This window comes from Pseudarthrobacter ribosi (genome assembly GCF_055412865.1).
The window spans coordinates 1-26,438 of sequence record NZ_JBVAYZ010000003.1; the positions used below are offsets into that span (position 1 = coordinate 1).

The 26,438-nt window shown below is 67.5% G+C and carries 28 protein-coding genes, 1 tRNA gene and 1 other RNA gene; 19 read left to right on the forward strand and 11 right to left on the reverse strand.

The genetic code is table 11. From position 1 onward, the window contains the following. A partial coding sequence (locus ACZYZ5_RS03595; protein ID WP_498049642.1) for a pyruvate dehydrogenase E1 component-related protein occupies nt 1-688 on the reverse strand: 688 nt, incomplete at its 3' end. Between the two features lie 397 nt (nt 689-1,085). Here ACZYZ5_RS03595 and ACZYZ5_RS03600 point away from each other — a divergent pair. The 8 genes from ACZYZ5_RS03600 to ACZYZ5_RS03635 all read left to right on the forward strand — a co-directional run bounded on the left by ACZYZ5_RS03600 (nt 1,086) and on the right by ACZYZ5_RS03635 (nt 7,157). Then, nucleotides 1,086-1,502 (forward strand): DUF3052 domain-containing protein, encoded by a 417-nt coding sequence (locus ACZYZ5_RS03600; protein ID WP_226761795.1) that lies wholly within the window; start codon nt 1,086-1,088, stop codon nt 1,500-1,502. 23 nt (nt 1,503-1,525) lie between these two features. Then, nucleotides 1,526-2,017 carry a peroxiredoxin gene (locus tag ACZYZ5_RS03605; RefSeq protein WP_463899688.1) on the forward strand — a complete coding sequence of 164 codons (492 nt, stop codon included), beginning with the start codon at nt 1,526-1,528 and terminating at the stop codon, nt 2,015-2,017. 31 nt (nt 2,018-2,048) lie between these two features. After that, nucleotides 2,049-2,942, forward strand: a complete 894-nt coding sequence (locus ACZYZ5_RS03610) for an NAD-dependent protein deacetylase (RefSeq protein WP_463899255.1) — start codon at nt 2,049-2,051, stop codon at nt 2,940-2,942. A gap of 111 nt (nt 2,943-3,053) precedes the next feature. Next, nucleotides 3,054-3,129: transfer RNA gene (locus tag ACZYZ5_RS03615), tRNA-Val, on the forward strand. Between the two features lie 141 nt (nt 3,130-3,270). Beyond that, nucleotides 3,271-3,561 carry a hypothetical protein gene (locus tag ACZYZ5_RS03620; RefSeq protein ID WP_463899256.1) on the forward strand — a complete coding sequence of 97 codons (291 nt, stop codon included), beginning with the start codon at nt 3,271-3,273 and terminating at the stop codon, nt 3,559-3,561. Nucleotides 3,562-3,838: 277 nt separating this feature from the next. Further along, complete coding sequence (locus tag ACZYZ5_RS03625) at nt 3,839-4,669, forward strand: fumarylacetoacetate hydrolase family protein (RefSeq protein WP_463899257.1); 831 nt, start codon at nt 3,839-3,841, stop codon at nt 4,667-4,669. Between the two features lie 176 nt (nt 4,670-4,845). Further along, nucleotides 4,846-5,643 carry an IclR family transcriptional regulator gene (locus tag ACZYZ5_RS03630; protein ID WP_463899258.1) on the forward strand — a complete coding sequence of 266 codons (798 nt, stop codon included), beginning with the start codon at nt 4,846-4,848 and terminating at the stop codon, nt 5,641-5,643. Nucleotides 5,644-5,807: 164 nt separating this feature from the next. Beyond that, nucleotides 5,808-7,157 (forward strand): MFS transporter, encoded by a 1,350-nt coding sequence (locus tag ACZYZ5_RS03635; RefSeq protein WP_463899259.1) that lies wholly within the window; start codon nt 5,808-5,810, stop codon nt 7,155-7,157. Between the two features lie 208 nt (nt 7,158-7,365). On the opposite strand, the gene ACZYZ5_RS03640 is transcribed toward ACZYZ5_RS03635, so the two are convergent. Then, nucleotides 7,366-8,430: a D-2-hydroxyacid dehydrogenase gene (locus tag ACZYZ5_RS03640; protein WP_463899261.1), complete on the reverse strand. Its 1,065-nt coding sequence runs from the start codon at nt 8,428-8,430 to the stop codon at nt 7,366-7,368. A 63-nt stretch (nt 8,431-8,493) separates the two neighbouring features. Between ACZYZ5_RS03640 and ACZYZ5_RS03645 the strand changes: the two genes are divergently transcribed. The 3 genes from ACZYZ5_RS03645 to ACZYZ5_RS03655 are packed head-to-tail and all read left to right on the forward strand — an operon-like array spanning nt 8,494 to nt 11,253. Continuing rightward, entirely contained in the window at nt 8,494-9,441 is a 948-nt protein-coding gene (locus ACZYZ5_RS03645; protein WP_463899263.1) for an NAD(P)-dependent oxidoreductase, read from the forward strand. Then, on the forward strand, nt 9,425-10,195 hold the full coding sequence (locus ACZYZ5_RS03650) for an SDR family oxidoreductase (RefSeq protein WP_463899265.1): 771 nt from the start codon (nt 9,425-9,427) through the stop codon (nt 10,193-10,195). Before ACZYZ5_RS03645 ends, ACZYZ5_RS03650 begins: the two co-directional genes overlap by 17 nt. Next, a complete protein-coding gene (locus tag ACZYZ5_RS03655; RefSeq protein ID WP_463899266.1) occupies nt 10,195-11,253 on the forward strand; it encodes an L-idonate 5-dehydrogenase in 1,059 nt (352 codons plus the stop codon). Before ACZYZ5_RS03650 ends, ACZYZ5_RS03655 begins: the two co-directional genes overlap by 1 nt. On the opposite strand, the gene ACZYZ5_RS03660 is transcribed toward ACZYZ5_RS03655, so the two are convergent. Beyond that, nucleotides 11,250-11,978: a FadR/GntR family transcriptional regulator gene (locus tag ACZYZ5_RS03660; protein WP_463899268.1), complete on the reverse strand. Its 729-nt coding sequence runs from the start codon at nt 11,976-11,978 to the stop codon at nt 11,250-11,252. The genes ACZYZ5_RS03655 and ACZYZ5_RS03660 overlap by 4 nt on opposite strands. A 238-nt stretch (nt 11,979-12,216) precedes the next feature. Between ACZYZ5_RS03660 and gnd the strand changes: the two genes are divergently transcribed. Both gnd and ACZYZ5_RS03670 read left to right on the forward strand, forming a co-directional pair. Continuing rightward, on the forward strand, nt 12,217-13,653 hold the full coding sequence (gene gnd, locus ACZYZ5_RS03665) for an NADP-dependent phosphogluconate dehydrogenase (protein WP_463899269.1): 1,437 nt from the start codon (nt 12,217-12,219) through the stop codon (nt 13,651-13,653). 140 nt (nt 13,654-13,793) lie between these two features. Next, the gene (locus ACZYZ5_RS03670; RefSeq protein WP_463899271.1) at nt 13,794-14,627 is read left to right on the forward strand and encodes an oxidoreductase; all 834 of its coding nucleotides are present in this window, start codon (nt 13,794-13,796) and stop codon (nt 14,625-14,627) included. A 31-nt stretch (nt 14,628-14,658) separates the two neighbouring features. Here the strand turns inward: ACZYZ5_RS03670 and epsC are convergent, their stop codons facing one another. The 3 genes from epsC to msrA all read right to left on the reverse strand — a co-directional run bounded on the left by epsC (nt 14,659) and on the right by msrA (nt 16,813). Continuing rightward, the gene (gene epsC, locus ACZYZ5_RS03675; RefSeq protein ID WP_463899272.1) at nt 14,659-15,243 is read right to left on the reverse strand and encodes a serine O-acetyltransferase EpsC; all 585 of its coding nucleotides are present in this window, start codon (nt 15,241-15,243) and stop codon (nt 14,659-14,661) included. A 41-nt stretch (nt 15,244-15,284) separates the two neighbouring features. Further along, nucleotides 15,285-16,220 carry a cysteine synthase A gene (gene cysK, locus ACZYZ5_RS03680; RefSeq protein ID WP_463899273.1) on the reverse strand — a complete coding sequence of 312 codons (936 nt, stop codon included), beginning with the start codon at nt 16,218-16,220 and terminating at the stop codon, nt 15,285-15,287. A gap of 68 nt (nt 16,221-16,288) precedes the next feature. Then, complete coding sequence (msrA, locus tag ACZYZ5_RS03685; protein WP_463899274.1) at nt 16,289-16,813, reverse strand: peptide-methionine (S)-S-oxide reductase MsrA; 525 nt, start codon at nt 16,811-16,813, stop codon at nt 16,289-16,291. A gap of 79 nt (nt 16,814-16,892) precedes the next feature. On the opposite strand from msrA, the gene ACZYZ5_RS03690 reads away from it, so the two are divergent. Together ACZYZ5_RS03690 and ACZYZ5_RS03695 are read left to right on the forward strand one after the other, a co-directional pair. Further along, a complete protein-coding gene (locus tag ACZYZ5_RS03690) occupies nt 16,893-17,810 on the forward strand; it encodes a Nif3-like dinuclear metal center hexameric protein (RefSeq protein ID WP_463899275.1) in 918 nt (305 codons plus the stop codon). A 123-nt stretch (nt 17,811-17,933) separates the two neighbouring features. Next, nucleotides 17,934-18,671, forward strand: a complete 738-nt coding sequence (locus tag ACZYZ5_RS03695) for a zinc ribbon domain-containing protein (protein ID WP_463899276.1) — start codon at nt 17,934-17,936, stop codon at nt 18,669-18,671. A gap of 15 nt (nt 18,672-18,686) precedes the next feature. On the opposite strand, the gene ACZYZ5_RS03700 is transcribed toward ACZYZ5_RS03695, so the two are convergent. Together ACZYZ5_RS03700 and ACZYZ5_RS03705 are read right to left on the reverse strand one after the other, a co-directional pair. Further along, nucleotides 18,687-19,451, reverse strand: coding sequence for a YaaA family protein (locus tag ACZYZ5_RS03700; protein WP_463899278.1), 765 nt, complete (start codon nt 19,449-19,451; stop codon nt 18,687-18,689). 90 nt (nt 19,452-19,541) lie between these two features. Then, nucleotides 19,542-20,420, reverse strand: coding sequence for an alpha/beta hydrolase (locus ACZYZ5_RS03705; RefSeq protein WP_463899279.1), 879 nt, complete (start codon nt 20,418-20,420; stop codon nt 19,542-19,544). A 72-nt stretch (nt 20,421-20,492) separates the two neighbouring features. Between ACZYZ5_RS03705 and rnpB the strand changes: the two genes are divergently transcribed. Further along, nucleotides 20,493-20,886, forward strand: an RNA gene (gene rnpB / locus ACZYZ5_RS03710) — RNase P RNA component class A. 105 nt (nt 20,887-20,991) lie between these two features. Here rnpB and ACZYZ5_RS03715 read toward each other — a convergent pair. Further along, entirely contained in the window at nt 20,992-21,789 is a 798-nt protein-coding gene (locus tag ACZYZ5_RS03715; protein WP_463899281.1) for a glycerophosphodiester phosphodiesterase, read from the reverse strand. 269 nt (nt 21,790-22,058) lie between these two features. On the opposite strand from ACZYZ5_RS03715, the gene ACZYZ5_RS03720 reads away from it, so the two are divergent. From ACZYZ5_RS03720 to ACZYZ5_RS03730, 3 genes are all read left to right on the forward strand, one after another. Next, a complete protein-coding gene (locus ACZYZ5_RS03720) occupies nt 22,059-23,555 on the forward strand; it encodes a glyceraldehyde-3-phosphate dehydrogenase (RefSeq protein ID WP_463899282.1) in 1,497 nt (498 codons plus the stop codon). Between the two features lie 79 nt (nt 23,556-23,634). Then, entirely contained in the window at nt 23,635-23,844 is a 210-nt protein-coding gene (locus tag ACZYZ5_RS03725) for a hypothetical protein (RefSeq protein ID WP_463899283.1), read from the forward strand. Between the two features lie 129 nt (nt 23,845-23,973). Further along, complete coding sequence (locus ACZYZ5_RS03730) at nt 23,974-24,777, forward strand: HNH endonuclease family protein (protein ID WP_463899284.1); 804 nt, start codon at nt 23,974-23,976, stop codon at nt 24,775-24,777. Nucleotides 24,778-24,823: 46 nt separating this feature from the next. Here the strand turns inward: ACZYZ5_RS03730 and ACZYZ5_RS03735 are convergent, their stop codons facing one another. Then, nucleotides 24,824-25,393 (reverse strand): hypothetical protein, encoded by a 570-nt coding sequence (locus ACZYZ5_RS03735; RefSeq protein ID WP_463899286.1) that lies wholly within the window; start codon nt 25,391-25,393, stop codon nt 24,824-24,826. Continuing rightward, on the reverse strand, nt 25,390-26,370 hold the full coding sequence (locus tag ACZYZ5_RS03740) for a 1-phosphofructokinase family hexose kinase (RefSeq protein WP_463899287.1): 981 nt from the start codon (nt 26,368-26,370) through the stop codon (nt 25,390-25,392). Before ACZYZ5_RS03740 ends, ACZYZ5_RS03735 begins: the two co-directional genes overlap by 4 nt. Between the last annotated feature and the right edge of the window lie 68 nt (nt 26,371-26,438).

Genomic DNA, 26,438 nt, shown 5'->3' on the forward strand with positions numbered 1-26,438 from the left:
ACTGGGCCTGGTAGATCGCGTTCATCGGACCGATGCCCATCGAGACCGTGGGGAACTCCCAGAACTCCGGCATCAGCCGCGGGTGCGGGTAGGAGGACAGGGCATGGCCCTCCTTGGACTTCTCCTGCCGGAACCCGTCCAGGTCCTCCTCGGAGAGCCGGCCCTCCATAAAGGCCCGGGCGTACATGCCGGGGGAGGCGTGGCCCTGGAAGAAGATTTGGTCCCCGCCGCCGGGGTGGTCCTTGCCGCGGAAGAAGTGGTTAAACCCGACCTCGTACAGGGTCGCGGCCCCGGCATAGGTCGAGATGTGCCCGCCGACGCCGATATCGGCCCGCTGCGCCCGGTGCACCATGACCGCGGCGTTCCACCGCAGCCAGGCCCGGTACTTCCGCTCGATCTCCTCGTCCCCGGGGAACGGGGCCTCCTGGTCCACCGGGATCGTGTTGACGTAGTCCGTGGTCGTGACCATCGGAACACCCACGGACTGCGCCCCGGCCCGCTGGAGCAGGCTGCGCATTATGTACTGGGCACGCTCGGTGCCCTGTTCCTGAATCAGCGTGTCCAGGGACTCCAGCCACTCGGCGGTCTCTTCCGGATCACGATCAGGCAGCTGGTTAGTCAACCCGCTGAGGATATGGGAGGTCTCTTCTCCTGCAGCCACGTCCAACCTCTTTTTGAGCGCATTCATCGGCGCCCTCAGCTCCGGCAGGGTAACTGCCTGGCGTGAACGCGACGTGTGCGACGTATCGGTTACAACTGCCCGGTCATGTGCGCCGGGCAAGGTCCAATCACAACTATGCCCGCCTGCGTCAGCGGGGCAATCGCCCTCTCGGGCGTAGTCGTCATCAGCCACTCTAGCTGTGACCGCACGGGGATGCGTAGCTATCGCATGGGGGTCCTGTCGTATTTGACCGGCATACTGGTTGTGTGACGATGCGCCGCCCGGCGGTGCTCGGATCGCCGTGTGTGACGCAGAATATGGCGGATCGCGGGGCCAACAGCTTGAAGCGCAGGCGCAAAGGGTGTTGGCTTGGAGTAATGGAAATCACTAGAGCTATTGAAAACACCAAGCATAGGAGCAACACGTGAGCGAGGCCGACGCCGCCACTTCGGTAAATGTGGCGGAAAAACTGGGTTTCAAAACCGGGGACCTGATTCAGGAATTCGGTTATGACGATGACGTCGACTTCGATCTACGCGACGACATTGAAGATCTCACCGGTTCGGAACTCTTCGATGAGGACGACCACGAGGTAGTCGACGCCGTCATTTTGTGGTGGCGTTCCGGCGACGGTGACCTCGTGGACACCCTGGTCGACTCGCTGACCACGCTGGCTGAAGGCGGCGTCATCTGGGTTCTGACCCCCAAGTCCGGCCGGGTGGGCTACGTCTCACCGGCCGACATCCAGGATGCCGCGCCCACCGCTGGCCTGCACTACACCACCTCCGCAGGCGTCTCCAAGGACTGGAGCGCCACCCGGGTCACGCGGAAGAACAAGTGACCCAAGCCGCAGCGGTTCGCGTTATCGCGGACCAGGCAGTTGACGCGCGGGCCGTGCCCGCCGTCGGCGACGCCGCCCCGGACTTCGAGTTGCTGAACCAGTATGGCGAACCCGTCAGGCTCGCCGAACTCGTCGGACGCAACGTCGTCCTCGTCTTCTTCCCGTTCGCCTTCTCCGGCATCTGCACGGGGGAGCTGTGTGAAATCCGGGACAACCTGGCGCTGTTCGAGGATGCCGACACCGTCGTGCTGGGTATTTCAGTGGACAGCAAGTTCGCCCAGCGGGCCTACGCGGAGAAGGAAGGCTATACCTTCGACCTGCTGGCCGACTTCTGGCCGCACGGGGCCGTCGCCGAACAATACGGGGTGTTCGATCCCGGAAGCGGGATGGCAAAGCGCGGAACCTTCATCATCGACGCGAGCGGAATCGTACGTTACGTGGTGGTGAACCCCCGCGGCCAGGCCCGGGACTTCGCCGGCTACCGCGCCGCCCTGGCAGGACTCGCAGGGAACTGACGCGGTGAGGACGCGGCGGCCCGGGATCGGCATGACTGGCTTTGCCAGCCTGCCCCCGGTCCCCGCCGCGGAACCGGCCCGCGATGAGCTCGAGGTCCTGCGGGAAATCCACGGCATTCTGGCGGGGGAACGGTTCGCGCTGCTCACCGGCGCCGGCCTGAGCACCGACTCCGGCATCCCCGACTACCGCGGACCCGGCGCTGCGCCCCGGGCGCCCATGACATACCAGGAATTCATCGGCGAGCCGGACAACCGCCGCCGCTACTGGGCCCGCAACCACATCGGCTGGTCCCACCTGCGCCGGGCCGACCCCAACGACGGCCACGCCGCCGTCGCCCGGCTGGAGCAGCGGGGGCTGCTGACCGGACTCATCACCCAGAACGTGGACCGGCTGCATGAGGACGCCGGCAGCGTCAACGTGGTGGACCTGCACGGCCGGTTTGACCAGGTGGTCTGCCTCGCCTGCCACCGGCGGTACAGCCGGACGCTGCTGGCGGGCGTTCTGACGGAGCTCAACCCCGGCTTCCTGGAACGGGCCCTGGCCGCCGGTGTGGTCGAAATGGCTCCGGACGCCGACGCCACCGTCGAGGACGAGGACCTGATTGAGAGCTTTATTGTCGCCCACTGCCCGGCCTGCGGTGGCACCCTCAAACCCGATTTCGTCTACTTCGGTGAGAACGTCCCCAAAGACCGGGTGGAACGCTCCTACGCCATGGTGGACGAGGCCGGCGCCCTCCTGGTGGCCGGCTCCTCGCTGACGGTGATGAGCGGCCTGCGGTTTGCCCGGCACGCGGCCAAGCACGGAAAACCCGTGGTGATCATCAACCGGGGTCAGACCCGCGGGGACGAGCTTGCCACGGTAAAGCTCGACGCAGGTGTAAGCGAGTCGCTCCGGTGGCTCGCCGACGAGCTTCCGCCGCTCTAGGCCGCTCGAGGGCCGTCGGCGGACCGCTCGGGTCGATTGGCGCTCCGCCGGGTTCATCCGGTACAGTAACTGTTCGTTGGTTGAAGCGCTGAGGCGCGGAAATGACGGTTTGGGTCTTTAGCTCAGCTGGTAGAGCGCCACGTTTACACCGTGGATGTCATCGGTTCGATCCCGGTAGGACCCACCAAAAATTACCCCGTTATGGCGGGCCGCGAGGCCCCATGACGGGGTTTTTGTGTGCGCTGGCTGACCGAACGGCGCTGTGTTGTCAGCGGGGTTTGCAGCAGCGCCGCGGATATTGTCGGAGCCTCACCCTACCGTTGCGGGCATGGAACACGTGATGGTGAAGTCAGGCCCGGATGGACGGCCCCACACGGTGGTGCGCGCCGGCCGAGAATGGATTGTCGGCGCGGAGCCCGTCCGGTGGTTCGAACGGGTGAGCTGGTGGGAGGCAGAGCGGCGGATGCCCAAAGGACTGAGCCGGGTGGACGTCGAGGTCTGGCAGGTCCAGGCGAGACTGGGCCGCAACTCGGGTTCTGCTCTCACCACGATGGAAATCATCCGTGACGGCCTGGGCGGCGGCTGGCGGCTCCGGGAGGCGGTCGCGGACGCGGCATGATCGCTGCATAGCACCGGCATGGCCTGCGGCGTCGTGTACCGGAGGTGCCGGGGCATTGGAAAAGCCTTCCACCGCGACTATTGGGGGATGCCGCGGTGGAAGGCTTGTGTATGAATATACCGTGAATAATAGGAAATGCGAAACACGCCGCGGCAGGTCTGTGCTGCCAAAAATGCCTATTCGATGGCGTAATTGTCGGCTAACGGACGACGCGGCCTGAGGTGGGCTGGCCTGACACATTCCGTCCCACGCCATGACGGCGGCCTAGGATGTCTTCATGATTCCCACCGCCGCCCGCCGCATAGCCCGGGTCCGCCCGCTGCCCGAGGATTCCGGGGACGAGCACTTTTTCGTCGCCAACGATGCCCCGGACTTCGACAGCAAAGCGGGGCGAGTGTGGACGGTGATCGAGTCGCCGTTCCCGGGTTCTCCGGCAAACGCCGGCAGCGCGCCCCGCAGGGGCTGGGAAGCCGGCGGCACCGTTGACGAGGGTTCGTTCATTTTCCTGGCGCCCAGTGTCCCGGCCAACGTCCTGGGAATGGCGCACAACACCGGCCAGGCGGGCCGGGATCTCCCGCCGCAGGCTTTCCACAAGGCAGCGACCAGCGTGGTCGGGCCGGGAGAGGCAATAGAACTGGGGCCCGGGGTTGGCCGCGTTGACCCGGAAGCGGAACTGACGATCGTCATCGGAAGCAAAGTCCGGAGGCTGACGCTCGGCAATGCACGGACGGCTGTCCTGGGTTTCACCATTGGGAATGATGTCTCCGCCCGGGACCTGCAGCAGTCGGATGCGTTGTGGATCAGCGCCAAGAACCAGGACACCTTCACTCCGGCCGGGCCGTGGATCGTCACGGGCCTCAATGCTGCCGACCTGGCGATTGGGATCAAGCACAACGGCGCCGAGCTCAAGTCTGCCAGCACAGCCGATCTCGGCTGGGGGGTGGATGAAATCCTCGTCTACCTGACGTCCTTCATGACGCTGCACCCTGGCGATCTCGTGCTGACGGGCTTCCCTGCCGAGTGCGCGAGCCTGAGCGCCGGTGACAGCGTAACTTGCTGTGTTGAAGGCATCGGTGAGCTGACGAATCCGGTGGTGGCCGTCGCTTGACGGCGTTCGCGCCGGCCGCTGGCTGACCACCCCCTCCGGCCCCCGGTCCTCACAGCGGATCGCAGCCCCGGGAACGCGGTTTGGCGCGCCCGACACTATGATGGTTAGTGTTCAACTGACTGAACAGCTCCGAATGCTGGGCTCCGACGCCCTGCACGCGATCCTGAAGGAGAATCATGGCCGATTCCCGAGTTTCCCGCACCACTGACGGATCGGGGAGCGCTTCACCCGCGCCGGCCGTCACCCGTGCCGCTGCTGTGCTGGAGGCGCTGGCCTCCTCTGCGACCGGGCGGCTGACGCTGAGCGACCTCGCCAGGGAACTGGGCATCCCCAAATCCTCGACCTCGAACCTCCTGCTTGCGCTCGAGGAGGCAAGGCTGATCAACCGACAGGGGGCCGAATTCACCCTCGGGCGCAAGCTGGTTGAGCTCGGCGCGGCGTACCTGAGCCGGCTGGACGAGGTCCAGGAGTTCTACCGGTTCTGTGAACAGGCGCCCACCCTGTCGGGCGAGACGGTACGCATCGCCATGCTCGATGGAAACAACGTCATCTACCTGGCCCGATATGAAGGCCATCCCGCGGTCCGCCTCACCTCCAACATCGGCGACAAGATGCCAGTCTCCCTTTGTGCCGTCGGTAAGGCGCTGATTGCGCGGCTGCATGACCACGATGTGGCCGAGATGTTTCCTGATGACGCCCAGTTGCCCGTCCTGACTCCGAAGTCCCTGCGCACGGGGGCGCAGCTCAAGGCCCAGCTCGCTGTCATTCGAGAACAGGGCTACGCCTTCGAGGATGAGGAATCAACCACCGGCGTCGTCTGCCTGGCCGTCTCGGTGCCGACCCGAGGCGCGCACGGACCCAGTCTGGGCCTGTCCGTCACCGCATTGAAGGCGACCTACTCGGAAGAGCAGGGCGCGCTGATGGTGAAAGAGCTGAAGGAACTGGCCCGGTCGCTGGGCAATCCCATGGGGTAGCGCCGGCCGCCGGCCGGCACGGATGGGAACGGAAATAAATCCGATAAGACATAGGCGAATCGATCAGCCTGTTGTACGCTGTTCAACATGGTGATCGAACCCTCAGGGGTTGCTCATATCCCACCAGGCCAACGGGGGCCTGGAGTGTTCTTGAGGGAGTGCTTGTGACTACTAGTACTAATACACCGCTGGCTGAAGCGGACGGCGCCGTCGTCGATCCGGAACAGCTGCGAAGGGCAACTCTAGCCAGCTCCGTGGGCTCCGCGCTGGAGTACTACGACTTCTACATTTACGGCCTGGCCTCGGCCCTGATCTTTGGCCCCCTGTTCTTCTCGCCGCTTGGGGAGGACGGCGCCCTGATCGCCTCATTTGCCACCTACGGGGTGGGTTTCGCGGCCCGGCCGTTCGGCGGAATGATCTTCGGCCACATCGGCGACAGGTTCGGCCGCAAGCTGGTCCTCATCCTCACGATCGGACTGATGGGCACCGCAAGCTTTGCCATCGGCCTGCTGCCGACCTTCGAGCAGGCCGGCATGCTGGGAGCGGTCTTGCTGGTAACACTGCGCATCCTTCAAGGACTGGGCGCCGGCGCTGAGCAGGCGGGCGCGACGACACTGATTTCCGAAGTCGCGCCGCGCCACCGCCGGGGCTTCTTCGCCGCTCTCCCGTTTGTCGGGATCCAGCTGGGTACCCTCCTGGGGGCCGGAATATTTGCCCTGATTGCCATGGCTGACAAGGACGTCCTGGAGGGCTGGCTTTGGCGAGTGCCGTTCCTTGCCAGCGTGTTCCTGATAGTGGTGGCGGTCTTCATTCGGCTGCGCCTAAAGGAAACGCCCGTCTTCCAGGAGCTGGAAAAGCACAAGAGCGTGGCCAAGAACCCCCTGGGCCAGCTCTGGCAGCACTCCAAGAAGAACGTGCTGATCGGCATCGGCCTGCGGATGGGCGAGAACGGCAATTCCTCGATCTACTCCGCCCTGCTCATCGCCTTCATGGCGTCAAAGGACGGAGTGTTCCCGGGGGACAAGTTCATTGGCCCGGTTGGCCTGCTCATCGCCGCCGGCTTCGCCGCCGTTATGGTGGTGACGTTCGGTGCGCTGTCGGACAGGTTCGGGCGCGTGCCCGTCTACCGCTACGGTGCGCTCTTCCAGGCCCTCATCGCGCTGCCCGCGTTCTATCTGGTGACGCTGGGGAACGTCACGCTCGTCTGGATCGTCATGGTGGTGGGTATCGCCCTTGGCGTTCAGTCCATGCTCGGTCCGCAGTGCCCGCTCCTTCCCGAACTCTTCGGCTCCCGGTACCGGTTCACCGGCGTGGCCATGAGCCGCGAACTATCGGCTGTCTTCGCCGGCGGGCTCGTGCCGCTGGTGGGTGCCGCCCTCCTGGCCGCCACTGATCATTCCTGGCTGGTGCTCGCCATCTACTCGCTGGTTCTCGCTGCGATCTCCTTTGTCACCACGTTCTTTACCCCGGAAACGGTGGGGCGCGACCTTCTCCTGACGGAGGACGCCAACTAGGCGCTCCCGGGCACTCCGCCGCCCGCCGGCGCCGGACCCAAGGCCGTGGCCCTTCCTTCAGGAAGGCCACGGTCTTTCTGTGCTGCGTCCGGGGGCGGGCGCGGCCTGAATTGCCGTTCGTTGCACGGCAAAGCAAAAGCGGCCCCTCCGTTTCCGGAGGGGCCGCGCTCGTGTGTTCGCTGCGGACCAGGCCGCGGATCTCCCGGGCCTAGTAGAAGTGGACCGTGTCGACGACGTGGGGGAGTTCGCCGCCGTCGAGGAAGGTCCGCAGGTTGCCGCAGAAGCGTTCTGTGATCAGCCGGTTCTCGGCCGCGCTGAGGGCCGAGGTGTGCGGGGACACCATCACGCGGGGGTGGTGCCACAGCGGGCTGTCCTGCGGGAGCGGCTCGACGGCAAACACGTCGAGGCACGCATACGAAACCTGGCCGTTGTCGAGTGCTTCCAGCAATGCCTCCTCGTCCACGACGGTGCCGCGGCCCACGTTCACCATGACCGTCCCGGGCTTCATTGCCGCAAATACCTCGCGGCTGAACAGCTTCTCGGTATAGGGCGTGCCGGGAAGGGTATTGACGACGGCGTCCGCCGTGGCCAGCAGGCCGGGGAGGCCGTCGTTGCCGGCGACCTCCTGGATGCCCTCGATGGGTTCAACGGACCTCTTGGTGCCGCTGACCGTCATTCCCAGCGCACGGGCTATCCTGGCAGTCTCCAGCCCGATCTCGCCGAGCCCGGTGACCACCAGGTGCGAGCCGTTGACCAGCCGGGTGGGGGTGCGCAGCTCGGGCCAGACCCGGACCGCCTGGTCCTGGGCCATTTCGGCGCTGCGCTTGAAACCGTTGAGGATTCCGAGCGCGGCGAACTCGGCAAGCGGCAGGGCGTGGACCCCGGCAGACGTGGTCACCTTGAACTTCTGCAGTGCCCCGGCATCCAGCCCCGAGGCCTTCACGGCGCCGCCGGCGCCGGCCGCCATGGCATGGATCCACTCGAGGTGGGAATTGCTGCCGGCAACCCGCGCGAGTCCCGCCGGGCTCTCGTTGGGGATCCCATACAGGACCTGTGCCCTGCCGAGCATGTCCCAGTAGCGGTCCTCCTGCTCCGGGGTCCGGCGGAAGTCCGGATCCCCGGAGTGGTCTGCCGGAAAGCGCTCCGGAGGCAACAGCTCGGGTTCGTAGAGGACGGTAACGGAAGGATCTACTGCGCGGATGCGCTCCACAAGCTCTGCTTCGAGCGGGACGGCGATCGCGACGATGGTTTTAGACGTCATAATGTTCATCATACTGAATGGAGGCTAGGATACTGAACAGATTTCGGAGAGTAATCCACAACGAAGTGAGGCAGCATGGAATGGGACCGAAGGGAAGCAGGCTTTGTGGGCCTGGGCCTGATGGGGGAGCCGATGGCGGCGAACCTCCTCAACGCGGGGTGGGCCGTCACCGCCTGGAACCGGTCCCCGGCGGCCCTTGACCGGTTCGCAGCCCTCGGCGGAGCCCGCGTGGCGGGGGTCGAAGAACTCCGCGACACGCCGGTCATCATCTTTATGCTTCCGGACCTGTCCTACATTGAGGACGCAGCGGCCGGACTCCTCGCGGCCTGGACCGCGAAACCGCCGGCGGCCGGCACCGCCGTGGTGGTCATGAGCAGCGTCTCGCCCGCCGCGGTGCAGGTGTTCGGTGCCAGCGTGGCCCGGGCGAGCGGCGGCAACGCCGTCGTCGTCGATGCTCCCGTCAGCGGCGGCACCCAAGGCGCCGCGGACGGGACCCTGGCCATCATGGCGGGCGCCAGCGAAGAGGACTTCCAGCGGCTCCTGCCCCTCTTCACTGCGATGGGGAGCACGGTTCGCAGGCTCGGGCCGCTGGGTTCGGGATCGCTGGCCAAGGCGTGCAACCAGCTCATCGTCGGAACCACGACGGCGGCCCTCGCCGAAGCCGCGGAGCTCGCCGAACGCTCCGGCCTGGACGTCGCCGCACTGTACGAGGTGCTCGCGGGCGGCCTGGCCGGCAGCCGCGTCCTGGACAATGTCGGGCCCCGGCTCGCCGCCAGGAACTACGAACCCACCGGCCCCGCCAAGTTCATGCACAAGGACCTTTCCTTTGTCCTGGACAGCGCGGCCGCCGTGCACTCCGCGGTGCCGATGGCGGCGGCCGGCGTCGAGCTGTATGCGGAACTGCTGCGCCAGGGACTGGGCGAGAAGGACCTCGCCGTCGTCCGCCAGACCATCTCGAATCTCAGCGACAACACCGCAGCCAAGACCAATGGAGGATCAGCGAACCATGAGTGGACTCTTTGACCTGACCGGCCGGACCGCACTGGTCACCGGCTCCAGCCGGGGGATCGGCAACGCGCTGGCCCGGGCGCTCGCCGACGCCGGGGCTACGGTTGTGCTCAACGGCATCAACCCCGAACGGCTCAAGGCGGCAGAGGCCGCCATGGCCGCGGACTATCCGCCCGGCCGGGTCCACAGCTGCGCCTTCGACGTCACGAGCGACGCCGACGCCGCCGGAGGGGTGGCGTGGGTGGAAGAGAACGTCGGACCGCTTGGCATCCTGGTCAACAATGCCGGCATCCAGCACCGCGTGCCGATGCTGGAACTGGACGTCGCTGACTGGGAACGGGTGATCTCCACGGATCTGACCAGCGCGTTCCTCGTGGGGCGGGCGGCCGCACGGCACATGATTCCCCGCGGCCGGGGCAAGATCATCAACATCTGCTCGGTTCAGACGGACCTGGCCCGGCCCACCATCGCCCCCTACATTGCGGCCAAGGGCGGGCTCCGGAACCTGACCCGTGCCATGACGGCGGAGTGGGCAGGGTCCGGACTGCAGATCAACGGCCTCGCGCCCGGCTACATCCACACCGAAATGACGCAGAACCTCGTGGACGATGCGGAGTTCAACACCTGGATCCTGGGCCGGACCCCGGCGCACCGTTGGGGGACAGTGCAGGACCTGGCCGGACCGGCGGTGTGGCTCGCGTCCGACGGCTCGGACTTCGTCAACGGCCAGACCATCTTCATCGACGGCGGAATGACGGTGGTCGTCTGATGCGCGGCGTCCCGGAACTGCCGGCAACAGCAGCCGCCGTGGTGGCCCACGCGGCCGGCGACCTCCGGATCGAGGACGTGTCCGTGTCCGCACCGGCGCCCGATGAAGCGGTGGTCGAAGTCGCATTCGGCGGCATCTGTGGCTCGGACCTGCACTACTGGGTGCATGGTGCGGCCGGCGAGTCGGTCCTCCGGCAGCCGATGGTCCTGGGCCACGAGATCGTGGGAACGGTGCTTGTGGCGGCCGGCGACGGCACCGGACCGGGGCCGGGCACGGCCGTCGCGGTGCATCCGGCCACGCCCGGCCCGGGCGCCGCCCGGTATCCCGCGGACCGTCCGAATCTATCCCCGGGCTGCACGTACCTGGGCAGCGCCGCACGCTTCCCCCACACCGACGGGGCATTCAGCCGGTACGCCACTCTTCCGGCCCGGATGCTCCGGCCGCTGCCCGAGGGCCTGGAGCTGAGGATCGCGGCGCTGGTGGAACCGGCCAGCGTCGCGTGGCACGCCGTCGCGCGTGCCGGCGACGTGGCGGGCAAGACGGCTCTCGTGATCGGCTGCGGCCCCATCGGCGCGTTGGTCGTGGCCGTCCTCAAGCGGGCCGGCGCACGGCGGATCGTGGCGGTGGACATGCACGCTCGGCCGCTGGAGATAGCCCGGGCCGTGGGCGCGGACGAGGTCCTCAAGGGCGATGAGGCAGAGGCCATCGCGGCGGTGGAGGCAGACGTCGTCATCGAATCCTCCGGCAGCCATCACGGGCTGGCGTCCGCGGTGCAGGGTGCCACCCGGGGCGGAAAGGTGGTGATGGTGGGCCTGCTGCCCTCGGGCCCGCAACCGGTCCTGATCTCGCTGGCGATCACCCGCGAACTGGAGCTGCTGGGTTCTTTCCGCTTCAACGACGAAATCGACGACGTCGTGGCTGCCCTCGCCGACGGGTCACTGTTCGTGGACCCGGTGGTCACCCACACGTTCACGCTGGACCAGGGGCTGGAGGCCTTCGAGGTGGCACGGAACGCGGCCGTTTCCGGAAAGGTGCTGCTGGACTTCCGGCCGTGCTAGGGCCGCTGGACCGGGACGAACACCCGGGGCTGGTCCTTCCATTCGGGTTCCATCTCCGAGATGGTCTCCCGCATGATCCGGTCCGAGGCCTCGCGGGCTGCTGCCGGGATTCCGGCGGCGATCGCCTCGGCCACGTCCACATGCCACTGCAGCGCCGTGTCGCGGGGGTGGTCCGGCATCAGCCCGTGCACCGTGCGGCCGGTCAGCGTCTCCGCCACCTGGCCCACCATGTTGGCGAACATCTCGTTCCCGGAGCCGGTCAGCAGCAGGGAATGGAAGTGGATGTCCAGCTCCAGGAACCGCGGCACGTCCCCGGCCTGGCCGGCGTCGCGCATCGCGTGCGAGACTTCCACGAGTTCGCGGCGGATCTCCTCGGGCGCGTTGGTGGCGGCCAGCTCGGCGGCCACGGGTTCGACGGCGGTGCGCAGCTCTGCGAGGGAGCGCAGCTGCGCACCGCGGCCGTCGCCGGCGAGGCGCCAGCGGATCACCTGGGGGTCGAACGGGTTCCAGCGGCTGGCCGGCAGCACCCGGATACCCACCCGCTTGGTGGTTTCGACCAGCCCGAGCGACTGAAGCACACGCACCGCCTCGCGGACCACCGAACGGGAGACTTTGAGTTCGCCCTCGAGGTGCTCGGCCAGCATGATGTGGCCCGGCGGGAGCTCGCCCGCGACGATGCGGGTGCCGAGGTGCTCAATCGCGCGGTGGTGGAGGCTGGTTGACATATTCGTAAGCATAGTGGGGCGGACGCGGATCCAGCCCCCGTGACGGCCCGGATGGGCGCAAGCAAGCCGGAAATCATAGACTGTTTGTGACGCGCCATATTCCGCCACGTGGGCACTGCTTTCCAGCAGCCCGCGGAAATACATATGGTTTATTGACAGCCACTTATCCCAAGAAGGCAGTTCCGCCTCTCGCGCGGGACGAACTGCACATGTTGCACAGAAATGAATTGGAGTTTTGATGTCAGCACACATCGGTGTCACCGGCCTTGCGGTGATGGGGGCCAACCTCGCCCGCAACCTGGCCCGGAACGGCTTCACCGTTGCCCTGCACAACCGGTCCGTCGAAAAGACCGATGCCCTGCTGGAAAAGCACGGCCACGACGGTGACTTCATCCGCACGGAGACCCTGCAGGAGCTCGTCGACTCGCTGGAGAAGCCGCGCCGGGTGCTGATCATGGTCAAGGCCGGCAAGCCGGTCGACTCCGTGATCGAGCAGCTCGAGCCGCTCCTGGAACCGGGCGACATCGTCATCGACGCCGGCAACTCCCACTACGAGGACACGCGCCGCCGCGAGGCAGCGCTCGCCAAGAAGGACCTGCACTTCGTCGGCATCGGCGTCTCCGGCGGCGAGGAAGGTGCCCTCAACGGCCCCTCGATCATGCCCGGCGGCTCGAAGGAGTCCTACGACGCCCTGGGTCCGCTGCTGGAAAAGATCGCCGCCCACGTCGACGGCAAGCCCTGCTGCGCCTGGATCGGCACCGACGGCGCCGGCCACTTCGTCAAGATGGTCCACAACGGCATCGAATACGCCGACATGCAGGTCATCGGCGAGGCCTTCGACCTGCTGCGCTCCGGCGCAGGGATCGAACCGGCCGAGCAGTCCAAGATCTTCGAAGAGTGGAACAAGGGCGACCTCGCCTCCTTCCTGATCGAAATCTCCGCCGAGGTCCTCGGCCACGTGGACGCGAAGACCGGCAAGCCGTTCGTCGACGTCGTCGTGGACGCCGCCGGCCAGAAGGGCACCGGCCGCTGGACCGTCATCTCCGCACTCGAACTGGGCTCCCCGACCTCGGGGATCGCCGAATCGGTCTTCGCCCGGGCGCTGTCCTCCCAGACCGAACAGCGCAAACTGGCGCAGGAGCTGCTCGCCGGAGCCGAAGCCGACGTCGAGATCCCCGAGAGCTTCGTCGAGGACGTCCGCCAGGCACTCTACGCCTCCAAGCTGGTCTCCTACGCCCAGGGGCTGGACATGCTCACCTCGGCCGCCAAGGAATACGGCTGGGACCTGAAGCTGGACGAGATCGCCTCCCTGTGGCGCGGCGGCTGCATCATCCGCGCCGAACTGCTCAAGGAGATCACCAAGGCCTACGCCGCGGCGGAGAAGCCGGCAAACCTGCTGTTCGCCCCGGCCTTCACCAAGGCGATCGCCGACGTCCTCCCGGCCTGGCGCCGGGTGGTCTCCACCGCGGTCCAGCTCGGCATCCCGGTGCCGGTGTTCTCGTCCTCGCTGGCCTACTACGACGGCCTGCGCCGCAAGCGCCTGCCGGCCGCCGTGATCCAGGGCCAGCGCGACCTCTTCGGCGCGCACACCTACGGCCGTGTCGACGCAGAAGGCACCTTCCACACCCTCTGGGGCGAGGACAAGTCTGAAATCGAGGCAGTGGACACCCACTAATCCGCAACTGACACCGGCGGCCGGTGCTCCCCGTTACTCTGGGAGCACCGGCCGTTCGCGTTTCCCCGGGATCCCGTCCCGGTAGTACCGCAGTGTCAGTCACAGCAACCGTCCCCGCCAGCGTCCCAGGAGTGCAGCAGATGACCCAGCCCGTAGCATTTGTCACCGGTGCCTCCACCGGAATCGGTTACGAGACAGCGTGGAAGCTCGCGGCACGCGGTTTCACCGTCTATGCCGGTGCCCGCCGCGTCGAAAAAATGGAGCCCCTCAAGGCCCACGGGGTGACGGTCGTGGCGCTGGACGTCACCAGCGAGGAATCCATGACCGCCGCCGTCGAGCAGGTGATTGCCGCCCACGGCCGCGTCGACGTCCTGGTCAACAACGCCGGCTACGGCTCCTACGGCTCGCTGGAGGAAGTGGAGCTCGCCGAGGGGCGGCGGCAGTTCGACGTCAACGTCTTCGGACTGGCGCGGATGACCCAGCTGGTGCTCCCCGGAATGCGGGCCGCCGGCCGGGGGAGGATCATCAACGTGTCCTCGATCGGCGGACAGATGTATGAGCCGCTGGGCGCCTGGTACCACGCGACGAAGTTCGCCGTCGAGGGCCTGAGCGATTCCCTGCGGATCGAACTCAAGCCGCACGGCATCGACGTGTCCATCATCGAGCCGTCGGGAACGGCCTCGGAGTGGGGCGCCATCTCCGGCGACAGCCTGCTGGCCACGTCCGGCCGCGGCCCCTACATGGACCAGGCGAAGGTGGTGGCCGCGGCTCTGGCGTCCACCGTCGGCTCCAGCATGTCCACGCCCCCGGACGTCATTGCCGACGCCATCGTCCATGCCGCGACGTCCCCGAAGCCCAAGACGCGCTATCCGGTGGGCAAGGGCGCCCGGGCCATCCTGCTGCTGCGGCGGCTGCTGCCGGACCGGGCCTTCGACGTCGTCATCTGGAACATCTACAAGCGGTTCCCCGCGTAGCGTCCGGGATGCCGGCTCCGGCCGGAGCCGCTCAGATCCGGTATTCGATCAGGTATTCGGCCGGGTCGACGGCGGGCTTGGTCTCCCGCTGCGCGTCCCGGTGCCGCCAGGTGGCCGGCACGCCCGTCAGGATCGACTCTGCCGGCGCGTCCTTGACCACCACGGCGTTGGCGCCCACGGCGCTGTCCCGGCCGATGGTGATGGGGCCCAGGATCTTGGCTCCGGCGCCGATCACGACGCGGTCCTCGATGGTGGGGTGGCGCTTGACCTTGGCCAGGGAGCGGCCGCCGAGGGTCACGCCGTGATAGATCATGACGTCCTCGCCGATTTCGGCGGTCTCGCCGATGACGACGCCCATGCCGTGGTCGATGAAGAAGCGGCGGCCGATCGTGGCGCCGGGGTGGATCTCAATCCCGGTGAGGAACCTGGCCAGCTGGGAGATCAGCCGGGCGGGGAACCGCAGCGCCGGATTCTGCCACAGCCGGTGCGTTACCCTGTGGAACCAGATCGCGTGCAGGCCGGAGTAGGCAAAGAAGTTCTCGAAAGAACCTCGAGCCGCCGGGTCGTGTGACCGGGCGGCGTCGAGGTCTTCCTGCAGTCTTGCGAAAAAGCTCACAAAGACCTTTCTAAAACGAAATCGTGGACAGCGGTGTGGACTCAGCCGCGGATGTCGTCGTACAGCACGGTGGAGATGTAACGCTCACCGAAGTCGCAGACAACAGCAACAATCAGCTTACCGGCGTTCTCGGGGCGCTTGGCGAGTTCCAGGGCCGCCCAGACGATCGCGCCCGAGGAGATGCCGCCGAGGATGCCCTCCTTGACGCCGAGTTCGCGGGCCACGCGGACCGAGTCCTCGAGAGTGGCATCGATGACCTCGTCATAGACGTTGGTGTCGAGGATCTCCGGGACGAAGTTGGCGCCGAGGCCCTGGATTTTGTGCGGGCCCGGGGCGCCGCCGTTGAGGATGGCGGAGTCCTTCGGCTCGACGGCGACGATCTGCACCTCGGGCTTGCGCTCCTTGAGCACCTGCCCGACGCCGGTGACGGTTCCGCCGGTGCCGACGCCGGCGACGAAGATGTCCACCTTGCCGTCGGTGTCGGACCAGATTTCCTCAGCCGTGGTCTGGCGGTGGACCTCGGGGTTGGCCTCGTTGGCGAACTGCTGGGCCCAGATCGAGTTCGCCGTGTTGGCGACGATCTCCTGAGCCTTTTCCACGGCGCCCCGCATGCCCTCGGACCCGGGAGTGAGCACGATCTCAGCACCGTAGGCGCGCAGCATGACACGGCGTTCGGTGGACATGGTCTCCGGCATCGTCAGAATGACCTTGTAGCCGCGGGCCGCGCCCACCATGGCCAGGGCAATGCCGGTGTTGCCGGACGTGCCTTCGACGATGGTGCCGCCGGGCTTGAGGGCACCGGACTTCTCCGCGGCGTCGACGATCGCGACACCGATGCGGTCCTTGACGCTGTGGGCCGGATTGTAGAACTCCAGCTTGACGGCCACGGTGGCGTCAAGGCCTTCGGACAGCCGGTTGAGCCGGACCAGCGGGGTGCCGCCGACCAGCTGGGTAACATCGTCATAGATCCGTGCCATGGGTGTCTGCGCCTGTCTGTTGAAGAGGGGATACTGAGGTCAGCCTAACGAGGGCCCGCGGGCGCTAGCTAAGCATTAAGCCATGCAGAGTAATATTTCCTGGCCTTGGCCAGCTTCGGATTGATGATCACCTGGCAGTAGCCCTGTTCCGGGAACTTGCCGTAGAAGTCCTGGTGGATTTCCTCCGCCCGGTGGAACACCGGCAGCCGGCTGACCTCCGTGACGATCGGATGCGCCCAGAGCGCCTGGTTCCGATCGATCGCGTCTTCGAAGAGGATCTTCTCCTCGGTCGTCTCATAGAACATCGAGGAGCGGTACTGCGTTCCGACGTCGTAGCCCTGACGGTTGAGCGTAGTGGGGTCGTGGAGGACGAAGAACATGTCCAGGATGACCTCCGCGGGGACGACCTCCTCATCGAATGTCACCGCCACGACCTCGGCATGGCCGGTGGTTCCGGAGCAGACGGCGTAGTAGTCGGGGTTGCGGTCATGGCCTCCGGTGTAGCCCGAAACGACGGCGCTGACACCCTTGGTTTTCTGGTAAACGGCGTCGAGGCACCAGAAGCAGCCTCCGCCGAGGACAAAAGTTCTCATGCTCTCTTCAATGGTTGAAGGGCCCCGATGATTCCCGGCGTCTGCGGAAGTGGCCGGCCGATAGGGTAAAAATGGGGGTATGGAACCTGTAAACACCGACGTTTCAGCCGGCCCTTCCGAAGGAAACGACGCTACCGGCCACGGATCCGGGGAAACGCCCGAGACTCCCACCCTGGGCATGATCCTGCTGGCCGTCGAGGAGCTCTGGCCCGAATCGCTCGCGGAGAACTGGGACGAAGTGGGCCTCGTGGCCGGCCACCCCTCCGCCGGAGTGAGCAGGATTCTCTTCGCCGTCGATCCCACTCTTGAAGTGATCGAGGAGGCCATCGAGTTCGGCGCGGAACTGCTGATCACCCACCATCCGCTGCTGCTCAAAGGCGTCACCTCGGTCGCGGCGACCACCGCCAAGGGCCGGGCCGTGCACCGCCTGATTGAGTCCGGGACTGGCCTGCTGACCGTGCACACGAACGGTGATTCCGCCGTCGGCGGCGTCTCGGATGTCCTGGCCGACGCCCTCGGCCTGCAGAACGTGGCCCCACTCACTCCGGCCGCGAACGGGCTGCCGGAAGAAGGCATCGGGCGGGTCGGTGACCTTGAGGAGGTCCTGACCCTGGGCGATTTTGCCGCCCGCGTCTTCGGCATCCTGCCGGCGGTCGCCGGCGGGGTGCGCGTGTCCGGGGACCGGGACGGGCTGGTCAGCCGGGTGGCGGTCTGCGGCGGCGCCGGGGATTCCCTGTTCGCAGAGGTCCGGGCGAGCAACGCCGACGTCTACCTGACCGCGGATCTGCGGCACCATCCGGCGTCGGAAGCCCGGGAGGCGGCCGTCAACGACCGGCCGTACCTGATTGATGTTTCCCACTTCGCCAGCGAGTGGCTGTGGCTGCCGGCCGCGGCGGAGGCGCTGGGCAATGTGCTGGGCGACCAGGGGCACGACGTCGACATCCGGGTCAGCACCACCAATAGCGATCCGTGGGACTTCATTCTGACTCCGGGCTAAGCCTGGCGTGCGAGGGGCCCCGGGTGAGCGTAGCGAGGCCGGGGAGCACGCTAGGCGCTAGAGTCTAGGGAGCGCCGAATAGGTGCCCGGCTCCGGCCGGCAGGGAACAAGCGGAGGTAAATAGTGGCCAAGGCAGCACCGGCGGAACAGTTGAAGTTGCTCGAATTGCAGGGACTTGATGCGAAGCTCAAATCCCTGTCCAACCGCCGCCGAAGCCTTGAAAGCGACTCCCGGATCACCGATCTAGAAGCAGCCCTCAGCGTGGCCAATGGCGAACTGGGTGCCGCGAAGGTGGCGGTTCACGACGCCGAACTTGAGCTCAAGCGCGCCGAGGCCGATGTGGAGCAGGTTGCCTCCCGGATTGAACGCGACGAGGCGCGGCTCAACAGCGGAACCGGCCTCTCCAAGGACCTCGTGGCGCTGCAGCGCGACCTGGTGTCCCTGAACAAGCGCCGCTCCGACCTTGAGGACGTTGAGCTGGAAGTCCTGGAGCGGCTGGATTCGCTGCGCCTGCGCCAGGCAGGCCAGCAGCAGATTGTTGACGACATCCAGGGCTCCTTCGGCTCCATCCGCGCCGAACTGGACGAGCAGCTCGCGGAGGTCGCCGCCGAGGCCACCGTGGTGCGCGGCAAGCGTGCCGAATTCGCCGAGGGGATGGACGCCGGCCTGCTGGCGGTCTATGAGAAGACCCTGGCCAGACGTGGTGTCGGTGCGGCCCGCCTCTTCCACGGAACCTCCGAGGGCTCGGGCATGCAGCTGAGCCCCGGTGACCTCGCCGAAATCAAGGCCGCGGCCGAGGACGACGTTGTGTTCTGCCCGGATTCCGGTTGCATCCTGGTCCGCTCCGCCGAGTGGGCCTGACCACCCACCTGCGAGCTAGTTAGCCAGGATCAGATTGAGGGTGTGTGGCTTCCGGGCCGTGCCCTCGACCAGTTCGGCGCTCCACTTCTCGGCAGCCGCTTGTCTCAGCTGGGCGGGCGTCCGCGGCGCCTTGCCCCGGCGGGTCAACAGATGCCGGGCGAGTTCGCCCCGGGTGTGCTTCGCGAAGTGGCTGACCACCTTCCGGACGCCTTGGACCTCCGTGAACACGTTGACTGCGACGGTCTGAGCCGGCGGGGGAGCCCACGCGGCGGCGTACGTGCTGGAGCGGCAGTCCACCAGCAGTTCGCCTTCCGTGGCAGCCGCCAGGGCGGCAGTAAGCTGCGGCTTCCAGAAGGACGCCAGGCGTCCGACGTCGGGCAGTGCGGTCGCCATCGACAGGCGGTAGGCGGGCACCCGGTCGCCGAAGCGGATGGCCCCCCAGAGCGCGGACATGACCAGCACGCACGCGTCCGCCTTCCGCCGCTGCGCGGGCGTCAGGGAGTTGTAGTCGAGTGCGTCGTACAGCACCCCGGAGTAGACCTGGTGGGCCGGGGCGGCCGGCTCGGCGTGCAGCCTTGTATTGCGTTCGACGTCGGCCCGCAACGAGGCGCCGACGCCCAGCAGCGCCAGGGCGTCCTCGTGGGCGCTGACGGTTCCGAGTCCCTCCAGCACCTTGGCCCGGTAGGTGTTCAGCCCGGGGAAACTCAGGGTTGTCCAGTCGACAGCGTCGCCGGCCGTGGCGGGGGTCTTGCCTTCGGAGGGCGGCAGCAGAATCAGCACCGTCCAATCCTAGCGGCGGCCCGTTGCCGGGATGGTATCGCATCGGGCCGCCGCCGGAACCCCCGCAGACCCGGTGCCAGGGCCGCCGGTTCAGCCAAGGTGGCGGCCGAGGAAGGACAACACCCCGGGCAGGATGGAACGCCAGTAGCTGTCATCGTGACCGCCGGGCTGGAAGCCGCCTTCGACGGTGCCCGGGAGTTCCGCGCGGTAGTTCCGGACCGTGGCAAAGAGGTCGTCCCCGGTGCCGCAGTCGATTCGCTTGGGCAGCGCCGCGAGGCTGGGCCGGAGCGCGAACACATCGTGGGCCGCGAAATCGGCCGGGCCGTCGAAGGCGCCTTCCATGCTTGGTTCATACGCCTCCCAGACCGCCGGGCTCATGGCCGCCACGGCCCGGACCCCGGGCAGCCGGCCCTGGGAGGCCAGCAGGAGCGAACCGAAGCCGCCCATGGAGAGGCCGAAGAGGCCGATCCGGCCGAGGTCATACCCCCAAGCGCCGAGGAACGGTACAAATTCGTGCACCAGCATCGACTGGGTGTCGCTGCCGTCTGCGCGGCGGTGCCACCAGGTGTCCCCGCCGTCCACGGCGGCCAGCGCAAACGGCGCGCCCCCGGCGTCGAGGTGCCGTTGGAGGGCCTCGTGGGCCGCCAGGCCCTCCAGGAGGACGGAGTGACTGCCGCCGAGGCCGTGCAGGAACACCGCCAAGGGCAGTTCGGGATGCACGCCGCCGGGCGTCAAGTCGGGCCCGGCCAGTGACCAGTGGGTGGCAATCCCCGGACGGAAGGCCGAGACGAACGAGCCTGTGCTGGTCCGGACTATCAACGGGGCGGCGGTGGCCGGCGGTAGTGTCACGGCGGGAGGGTCCGTCTCCACCGGTGTGAGGCCCTCGGTGCAGGCCGCGAGCGCTGAGGCGCCCAGGCCGATTCCTGCCAGCCGAAGCAGCCGGCGCCGGCCCAGGACGGAATCCTCCATACCCCGATCATAGGCTCAGCAGCCGGACGTGTCCCCGGACCGGTCCGCCCTGACCGTAGAATGGACAGCGGATGGGTTGACCAGGCGGCCGCGCGTCACGCAAGTGGCTCGAGGAACGTCCGGGCTCCGCAGGGCAGGGTGGTGGGTAACGCCCACTCGGGGTAACCCGCAGGCCAGTGCCACAGAGAACAGACCGCCTGCGTGCGGCGCGTGCGTGCACGGGCCGCAGGGCAGGTAAGGGTGAAACGGTGGTGTAAGAGACCACCAGCTTCCCGGGTGACCGGGAAGGCTAGGTAAACCCCACCCGGAGCAAGGCCAGACAGGGCACGTTTGAGGGCTGCTCGCCCGAGTGTCCGGGTAGGCTGCTGGAGGGCGTCGGCAACGGCGTTCGTAGATGGATGGCCGCTACTCCCGCGCCGGCAACGGCGCGGGAACACAGAACCCGGCGTATCGGTCAACCCATCCATTTACCCCGCGGGGAATCCGCTGCCACCGTTCCGCTGCCGAGGGACCTGCACCGGTTCGGACCGACTCAGCGAAGACCCCTCAGTCCGCGTCCTACTGCTCGAGACTAGAGACCGGGCTGCTTCGCCAGCTCCCACGGCGTATCGGTGAAGACTCCATCCGCGCCGTCCGCCCGCAGCCGCGCCGCGGTTGCCTTGTCGTTGACGGTATAGGGCCACACGGTCAGGCCGGAGTCCTTCAGCCTGCGCAGGTAGCCCGGGCCGATGCTTTGGTGCGGGCCGACGTAACCGATGCCGCTGGCGCTGATCGACGCCGGATCAGGTTCCTCGCCGTCCCGCAGGAGATACAGCACCTGCACGCCGGACCGGGCCAGGGCCTGGGCAGCAGGGAAGCTGAACGTCTGCACCACCACCTTGTCCTGGATGCCGCGCTGCAGGATGGTCTCCGCGAAGGCGGCCGGGTCGATGCCGGGGTCCTTCAGTTCCGGGACCAGGATGTTCCGCCCGCCGTACAAATCCAGCATGGCTTCCCACGTCGTCGGCGTGCCCTCGGCGCCGCCCTGCGGGTGCCTGATCCGGGCCGCTGCCCACTGCTCCGCGGTGATGCCGGCGGGTCGGCCGCTGAGGCCGGACATGGTCCGCTCGGCGGCGTCGTCGTGCAGCGGAACGAGTGTTCCGTCCCGGAGCTGCCGCAGATCCGTTTCGATCGGGAATGCCGTCTTGGCCACGGCCTCGAAGGCTTCCGCCGAGGACTCGGGGTAGACCAGCGCTCCGCCGCGGTGCGCCACCAGGGTAAACGCTGCCGCCGAGGCAGGACTTGACGACGACGGGCCATCCGGCGGTGCCGCTGCTGCGCAGCCGGTGCACAGCACGACGCCCAGCAGCAGAGCCCCAATCCTGAACATTGCCCCAGCGTAGCTGACCCCCGGCTTTGTGTGAGTCATTTCACGCGTCACCGGGGACCGGACCGTGCCGGGCCGCCGGTAGACTGGATGGTGAACGTAGAAGTTCTCCCGCCGGGTCTGCGTTCGCAGCCGGCGGTTTTTCTTTGCTCGACACACGGGCGCCCGGGGTGGACCGACTCCCTGCCGGCGCCGAGGTTCCGGACACCCCTCCGGCAGCCGACAACCGCATACGACCCCGTATTCGTGGTGGATTCTAGGAAGGTATTTCTGTGAGCCAGACGTCAGATTCTTGTCTTGATACGTGGATGGGCCGGGAGGCGCTTGCCGAGGCCATGATCCCGGTGATCGGCCGGCTGTACCGCGAGAACAACGTGGTCACGTCGATCCACGGCCGCAGCCTGATCAACAAGTCCACCATGAACATCCTCAAGGCACACCGTTTCGCCCGCCGGATGAGCAAGGAAGAACTGCGTCTCGAAGAGACCGCCCCGCTGCTGGATGCCCTGACCAAACTGGAGCTCGGCGCCGCAGCCATCGACATTGCGCGCCTCACCGAGAAGTACCGCGTCGAGGGCAACGGCGCCACCCTGGACGAGTTCCTCCGCAAGGAACTCGCCGAGGTTGTTGGCAAGCGCGGCGGCGACGACCGCACCAGCACCGACGTCGTCCTCTACGGCTTCGGACGCATCGGCCGGCTGCTGGCCCGCCTCCTGATCGAAAAGGCCGGCGGCGGGCACGGCCTGCGCCTGCGCGCCATCGTGGTCCGCCGCGGTTCGGACAACGATCTCACCAAGCGTGCCAGCCTGCTGCGCCGGGACTCGGTCCACGGCTCGTTCGAAGGCACCATCAAGGTGGACCTCGAGAACGACACCATCACCGCCAACGGCGTCCAGATCCAGGTCATCTACTCGGATAACCCCGCGACGGTCGACTACACCGCCTACGGCATCCACGACGCCCTCGTCGTCGACAACACGGGACGCTGGCGCGACGCCGAGGGCCTGTCCCAGCACCTGTTGAGCAAGGGCGTTTCCCGGGTGCTGCTCACCGCCCCGGGCAAGGGCGACCTGAAGAACATTGTGCACGGCATCAACCACGGCACCATCACCGACTCGGACAAGATCGTCTCCGCGGCGTCCTGCACCACCAACGCCATCACCCCGGTGCTCAAGGCGATCAACGACCGCTACGGCGTCGTGCACGGCCACGTCGAGACGGTCCACTCGTTCACCAACGACCAGAACCTGATCGACAACTTCCACAAGGGCGACCGCCGCGGCCGCTCCGCCGCGCTGAACATGGTCATCACCGAGACCGGCGCCGCCAAGGCCGTGGCCAAGGCCCTGCCGGAGCTGCTGGGCAAGCTCACCGGCAGCTCCATCCGCGTCCCCACCCCGGACGTGTCCCTGGCCATCCTGAACCTGAGCCTGGAAAACGGCACCACCAAGGACGAGGTCAACGACTACCTGCGGGAAATGTCGCTGCACTCGGCACTGCGGAAGCAGGTCGACTACATCGACTCGCCCGAGGTTGTCTCCACGGACTTCGTCGGCTCGCGCCGCGCAGGGATTGTCGACGGTCTGGCGACCATCTCCAACGACAAGAACCTTGTGCTCTACGTCTGGTACGACAACGAGTTCGGCTACAGCTGCCAGGTGGTCCGCGTGATGGAGGAAATGGCCGGCGTGAACCCGCCGACCTTCCCCGCCAAGGATGCAGCCGCAACCCTGGAGGCAGCCGGCCTGCCCGTCGAGGTCACGGCCTGACGCCACCTCCTGTGAATCTGTTCCCCTTTCCCGGCCGGTTCCTCTGGAATCGGCCGGGAAAGGGCACCACAATGGTGCAATGGAACAGAACTCGGCTGTGGAGCACGAAACCACTCTGGAACACGCCTTGGACCTTGCCCGGCAGAACGCCAAGGAAGCCAAACGCCTTCTTGACGATGCCCGCGCCAAACATGCGGCCGGTGATGTCGACGAGGCACGGGTCCGCCAACTCGAATCCCTTCTGGCCCTCGCCAACGAAGACCTGGTCAGGGTGACGAGAGAGAACTAGCAGCGCACCTGTCCTCCACACTGTGGATAACGCCTGCGGCGGCGGAGGCCGGGCCTAGGCTTCAAGGGTGGAAAGAACTCTGCCCGCCCCGGGACGCACCCAACCCGGGCTCCCTGCCCGGGGGCCGGCTTGACCCTCACCTGGCCGGAATTCCGGCGGGAACGACGGCGGTCCCGCCAGGCGTGGGCCCTGCTGGCCGCCGCGGCACTGGCCGTCGCCGCGGGTCTGGGCTGGTTCTTCACCGCCGGGCAGTTTGCCGCCGCCGAGCCGCCCACGGACGGACCCCGCGAGGCGCCGGTGCTGGCGGCCGGCTGGATGAACCCTGTCCCTGGCGTGCGGCCCGTACCCCGGGGCCCCGCCGCGGGGCTCCTGGACACGCTCCCGGTCAAGGGCCGGGCGGGACGGGACAACTATGACCGCAGCGCCTTCGGTCAGGCCTGGCTGGACGTGGACCGCAACGGCTGCGACACCCGCAACGACATCCTGCGCCGCGACCTTTCGGGCGCCGAGTTCACCGGGGACTCCCGCTGCCGGGTGGCCGGCGGAACATTCCGGGAACCGTACACCGGCAGGCAGCTCACGTTCCGCAGCGGAGCCGGAAGCAGCGCGGAAGTACAGATCGACCACGTGGTGGCGCTGGGGGATGCCTGGCAGAAGGGCGCCCAGCAGTTGACCGCCGAACAACGCGAGTCCTTGGCGAACGATCCGCTGAACCTGATTGCCGTCGACGGCCCGGCCAACCAGGACAAGAGCGCCTCCGACGCCGCCACCTGGCTGCCGCCGAACAAAGCCTTCCGCTGCCACTATGTCGCCCGGCAGATCTCCGTCAAGGCCGCCTACCGGCTGTGGGTCACTCCGGCGGAAAAGGACGCCATGCACCGGATCCTCGCCTCCTGCCCCGGGCAGCAGACGGTTGTCGCGGCTGCCCAGTAGCCGCCAGCCGATGGATACCGGGGCCCGGACAACGGCCCAAGGTCTCCTAGATGACGAGCCGGACAGGGCCCGCGGTCGCCGGCCCGCCGCACGCTTCGCTGCCGTCCACCCGGGTCCAGCCCAGCTCCACCTCTCGCTGGGCCAGGACGCTGCCGTCGGCGGCGTAGGCCGTGATGGTCGCCGCCTTCGGGGACCGCATCATGAGGCTGACCTTCCAGGTCCGGTCATCGACCCGCGCCACCGTGAAAGGGCTGTAGGGCGGCGCGGATTGATCCGGTCCGGGTGCTCCGGCCGTCCCGGACGGAACCGGTCCGGGTGCCCCCGCCGTGGGGGCGTCCGGCAGCGTGGCGTCCGGCAGGGCGGTGGACGGCGGAGGCGCGGAACCGGGGCTGACCAGGGTCTCAGGGACGCGGACCGGGCCGTCCGCGCGGACCGAACAGACGTCCTCCGCGCAGAACTCCACCCGGCTGACTTTCTCCACGGCGCCATCCAGGGACACGGTGAGCGAGTTGAACCACGCAATGGCAGGGCAGGCGATGGGCACCTCGCCGGAACAGCCCGCAGTTGCAAGGGCCAGCAGCAGCGCGACCACCAGCCTGGCTGGTCGGGCCTTCACCGTCCGCCGCTCCCGTCCAGGGCCTGCGTGGTGAGTTGCGCCTCCAGCCGTTCGACGTCCTCGCGGCGGCAGAGTTCGGTGGCCTGCGTCGTTACCGTGGCGCTCCCCGCGGCGACGGCGGCCCGGAGCGCCTCCTCGAGCGTACGGCCCTGGGCCAGGCGGAGCACAAAGGCACCCAGGAAACTGTCGCCGGCTCCGACGGTGCTTCGAACCTGCACCTGCGGCACGGCCAGCCGCAGGATCCCGGATTTCGAGGCGAGCACGGCGCCTTCGCCGCCCAGGGGCAGGGCGACATGCTCCGCGGAGCCGTCCGCGACCAGCGCCGCGGCCGCCTCGACCTGGCTTTGGGCGCCCCACAGGGTCGTTCCAAAATGTAGCCCCAGCTCCCGCCGGCTCGGCTTCACCAGGAAGACGCCTTCGGCGAGGGCCTCGGCCAGGGCAGGTCCGGAGGCGTCCACGATGCAGCGCGCATCCTGCTGCCGCGCCAGCCTGGCCACCTGGGCGTAGAAGTCCTCCGGGACGCCAGGCGGCAGGCTTCCGCTTGCCACGACGTACCCGCCCGCGGGAATCGAATCCGCCACGAGCGCCAGGCACAAACGCCACTCGGGTTCACTCAATTCGGGGCCCTGCAGCACGAAGCGGAACTGCTGGCCCGTTGTCGTCTCATCGACCGTGAAGTCCTGGCGGGTGCTTCCCCGGATCGGTACGGCAAGGGTGGGGACGCGTTCGGCTTCGATGAGCCGGCGGTACGCCTCCCCGGTGGGTCCCCCGACGGTGTAGATCGCCAGGGTCCGGCCGCCGAGGCGCTGGACGACCCGGGACACGTTCACGCCGCCGCCGCCCGGGTCGCGGCGGCTGGTGCCGCAGCGCAGCTTGTGGCCGCTGATGACCTGCTCCGTTGCGGTGCTGACGTCCAGTGCGGGGTTTACAGTGAGCGTGAGGATGGGCTGCATCGGCACCGGTCGGGGGGCTAACATGGCCCAAGCATAGGAGCATGAGGTTGCTGGTGTCCCCGGCAGGACGTCCCCTTGTGCCGCAGTCTTCC

Excerpts from the sequence above, each read along its gene's own strand:
- ACZYZ5_RS03660 (WP_463899268.1), bottom strand. The coding sequence starts at position 11,978 with ATGTCAACCAGCCTCCACCACCGCGCGATTGAGCACCTCGGCACCCGC.
- ACZYZ5_RS03650 (WP_463899265.1), top strand. The coding sequence starts at position 9,425 with ATGAGTGGACTCTTTGACCTGACCGGCCGGACCGCACTGGTCACCGGC.
- msrA (WP_463899274.1), bottom strand. The coding sequence starts at position 16,813 with ATGAGAACTTTTGTCCTCGGCGGAGGCTGCTTCTGGTGCCTCGACGCC.
- ACZYZ5_RS03645 (WP_463899263.1), top strand. The coding sequence starts at position 8,494 with ATGGAATGGGACCGAAGGGAAGCAGGCTTTGTGGGCCTGGGCCTGATG.
- ACZYZ5_RS03725 (WP_463899283.1), top strand. The coding sequence starts at position 23,635 with ATGGAACAGAACTCGGCTGTGGAGCACGAAACCACTCTGGAACACGCC.
- ACZYZ5_RS03655 (WP_463899266.1), top strand. The coding sequence starts at position 10,195 with ATGCGCGGCGTCCCGGAACTGCCGGCAACAGCAGCCGCCGTGGTGGCC.
- gnd (WP_463899269.1), top strand. The coding sequence starts at position 12,217 with ATGTCAGCACACATCGGTGTCACCGGCCTTGCGGTGATGGGGGCCAAC.
- cysK (WP_463899273.1), bottom strand. The coding sequence starts at position 16,220 with ATGGCACGGATCTATGACGATGTTACCCAGCTGGTCGGCGGCACCCCG.
- ACZYZ5_RS03715 (WP_463899281.1), bottom strand. The coding sequence starts at position 21,789 with ATGTTCAGGATTGGGGCTCTGCTGCTGGGCGTCGTGCTGTGCACCGGC.
- ACZYZ5_RS03640 (WP_463899261.1), bottom strand. The coding sequence starts at position 8,430 with ATGATGAACATTATGACGTCTAAAACCATCGTCGCGATCGCCGTCCCG.
- ACZYZ5_RS03705 (WP_463899279.1), bottom strand. The coding sequence starts at position 20,420 with ATGGAGGATTCCGTCCTGGGCCGGCGCCGGCTGCTTCGGCTGGCAGGA.
- ACZYZ5_RS03740 (WP_463899287.1), bottom strand. The coding sequence starts at position 26,370 with ATGTTAGCCCCCCGACCGGTGCCGATGCAGCCCATCCTCACGCTCACT.
- ACZYZ5_RS03670 (WP_463899271.1), top strand. The coding sequence starts at position 13,794 with ATGACCCAGCCCGTAGCATTTGTCACCGGTGCCTCCACCGGAATCGGT.
- ACZYZ5_RS03690 (WP_463899275.1), top strand. The coding sequence starts at position 16,893 with ATGGAACCTGTAAACACCGACGTTTCAGCCGGCCCTTCCGAAGGAAAC.
- ACZYZ5_RS03630 (WP_463899258.1), top strand. The coding sequence starts at position 4,846 with ATGGCCGATTCCCGAGTTTCCCGCACCACTGACGGATCGGGGAGCGCT.
- ACZYZ5_RS03610 (WP_463899255.1), top strand. The coding sequence starts at position 2,049 with ATGACTGGCTTTGCCAGCCTGCCCCCGGTCCCCGCCGCGGAACCGGCC.
- ACZYZ5_RS03625 (WP_463899257.1), top strand. The coding sequence starts at position 3,839 with ATGATTCCCACCGCCGCCCGCCGCATAGCCCGGGTCCGCCCGCTGCCC.
- ACZYZ5_RS03620 (WP_463899256.1), top strand. The coding sequence starts at position 3,271 with ATGGAACACGTGATGGTGAAGTCAGGCCCGGATGGACGGCCCCACACG.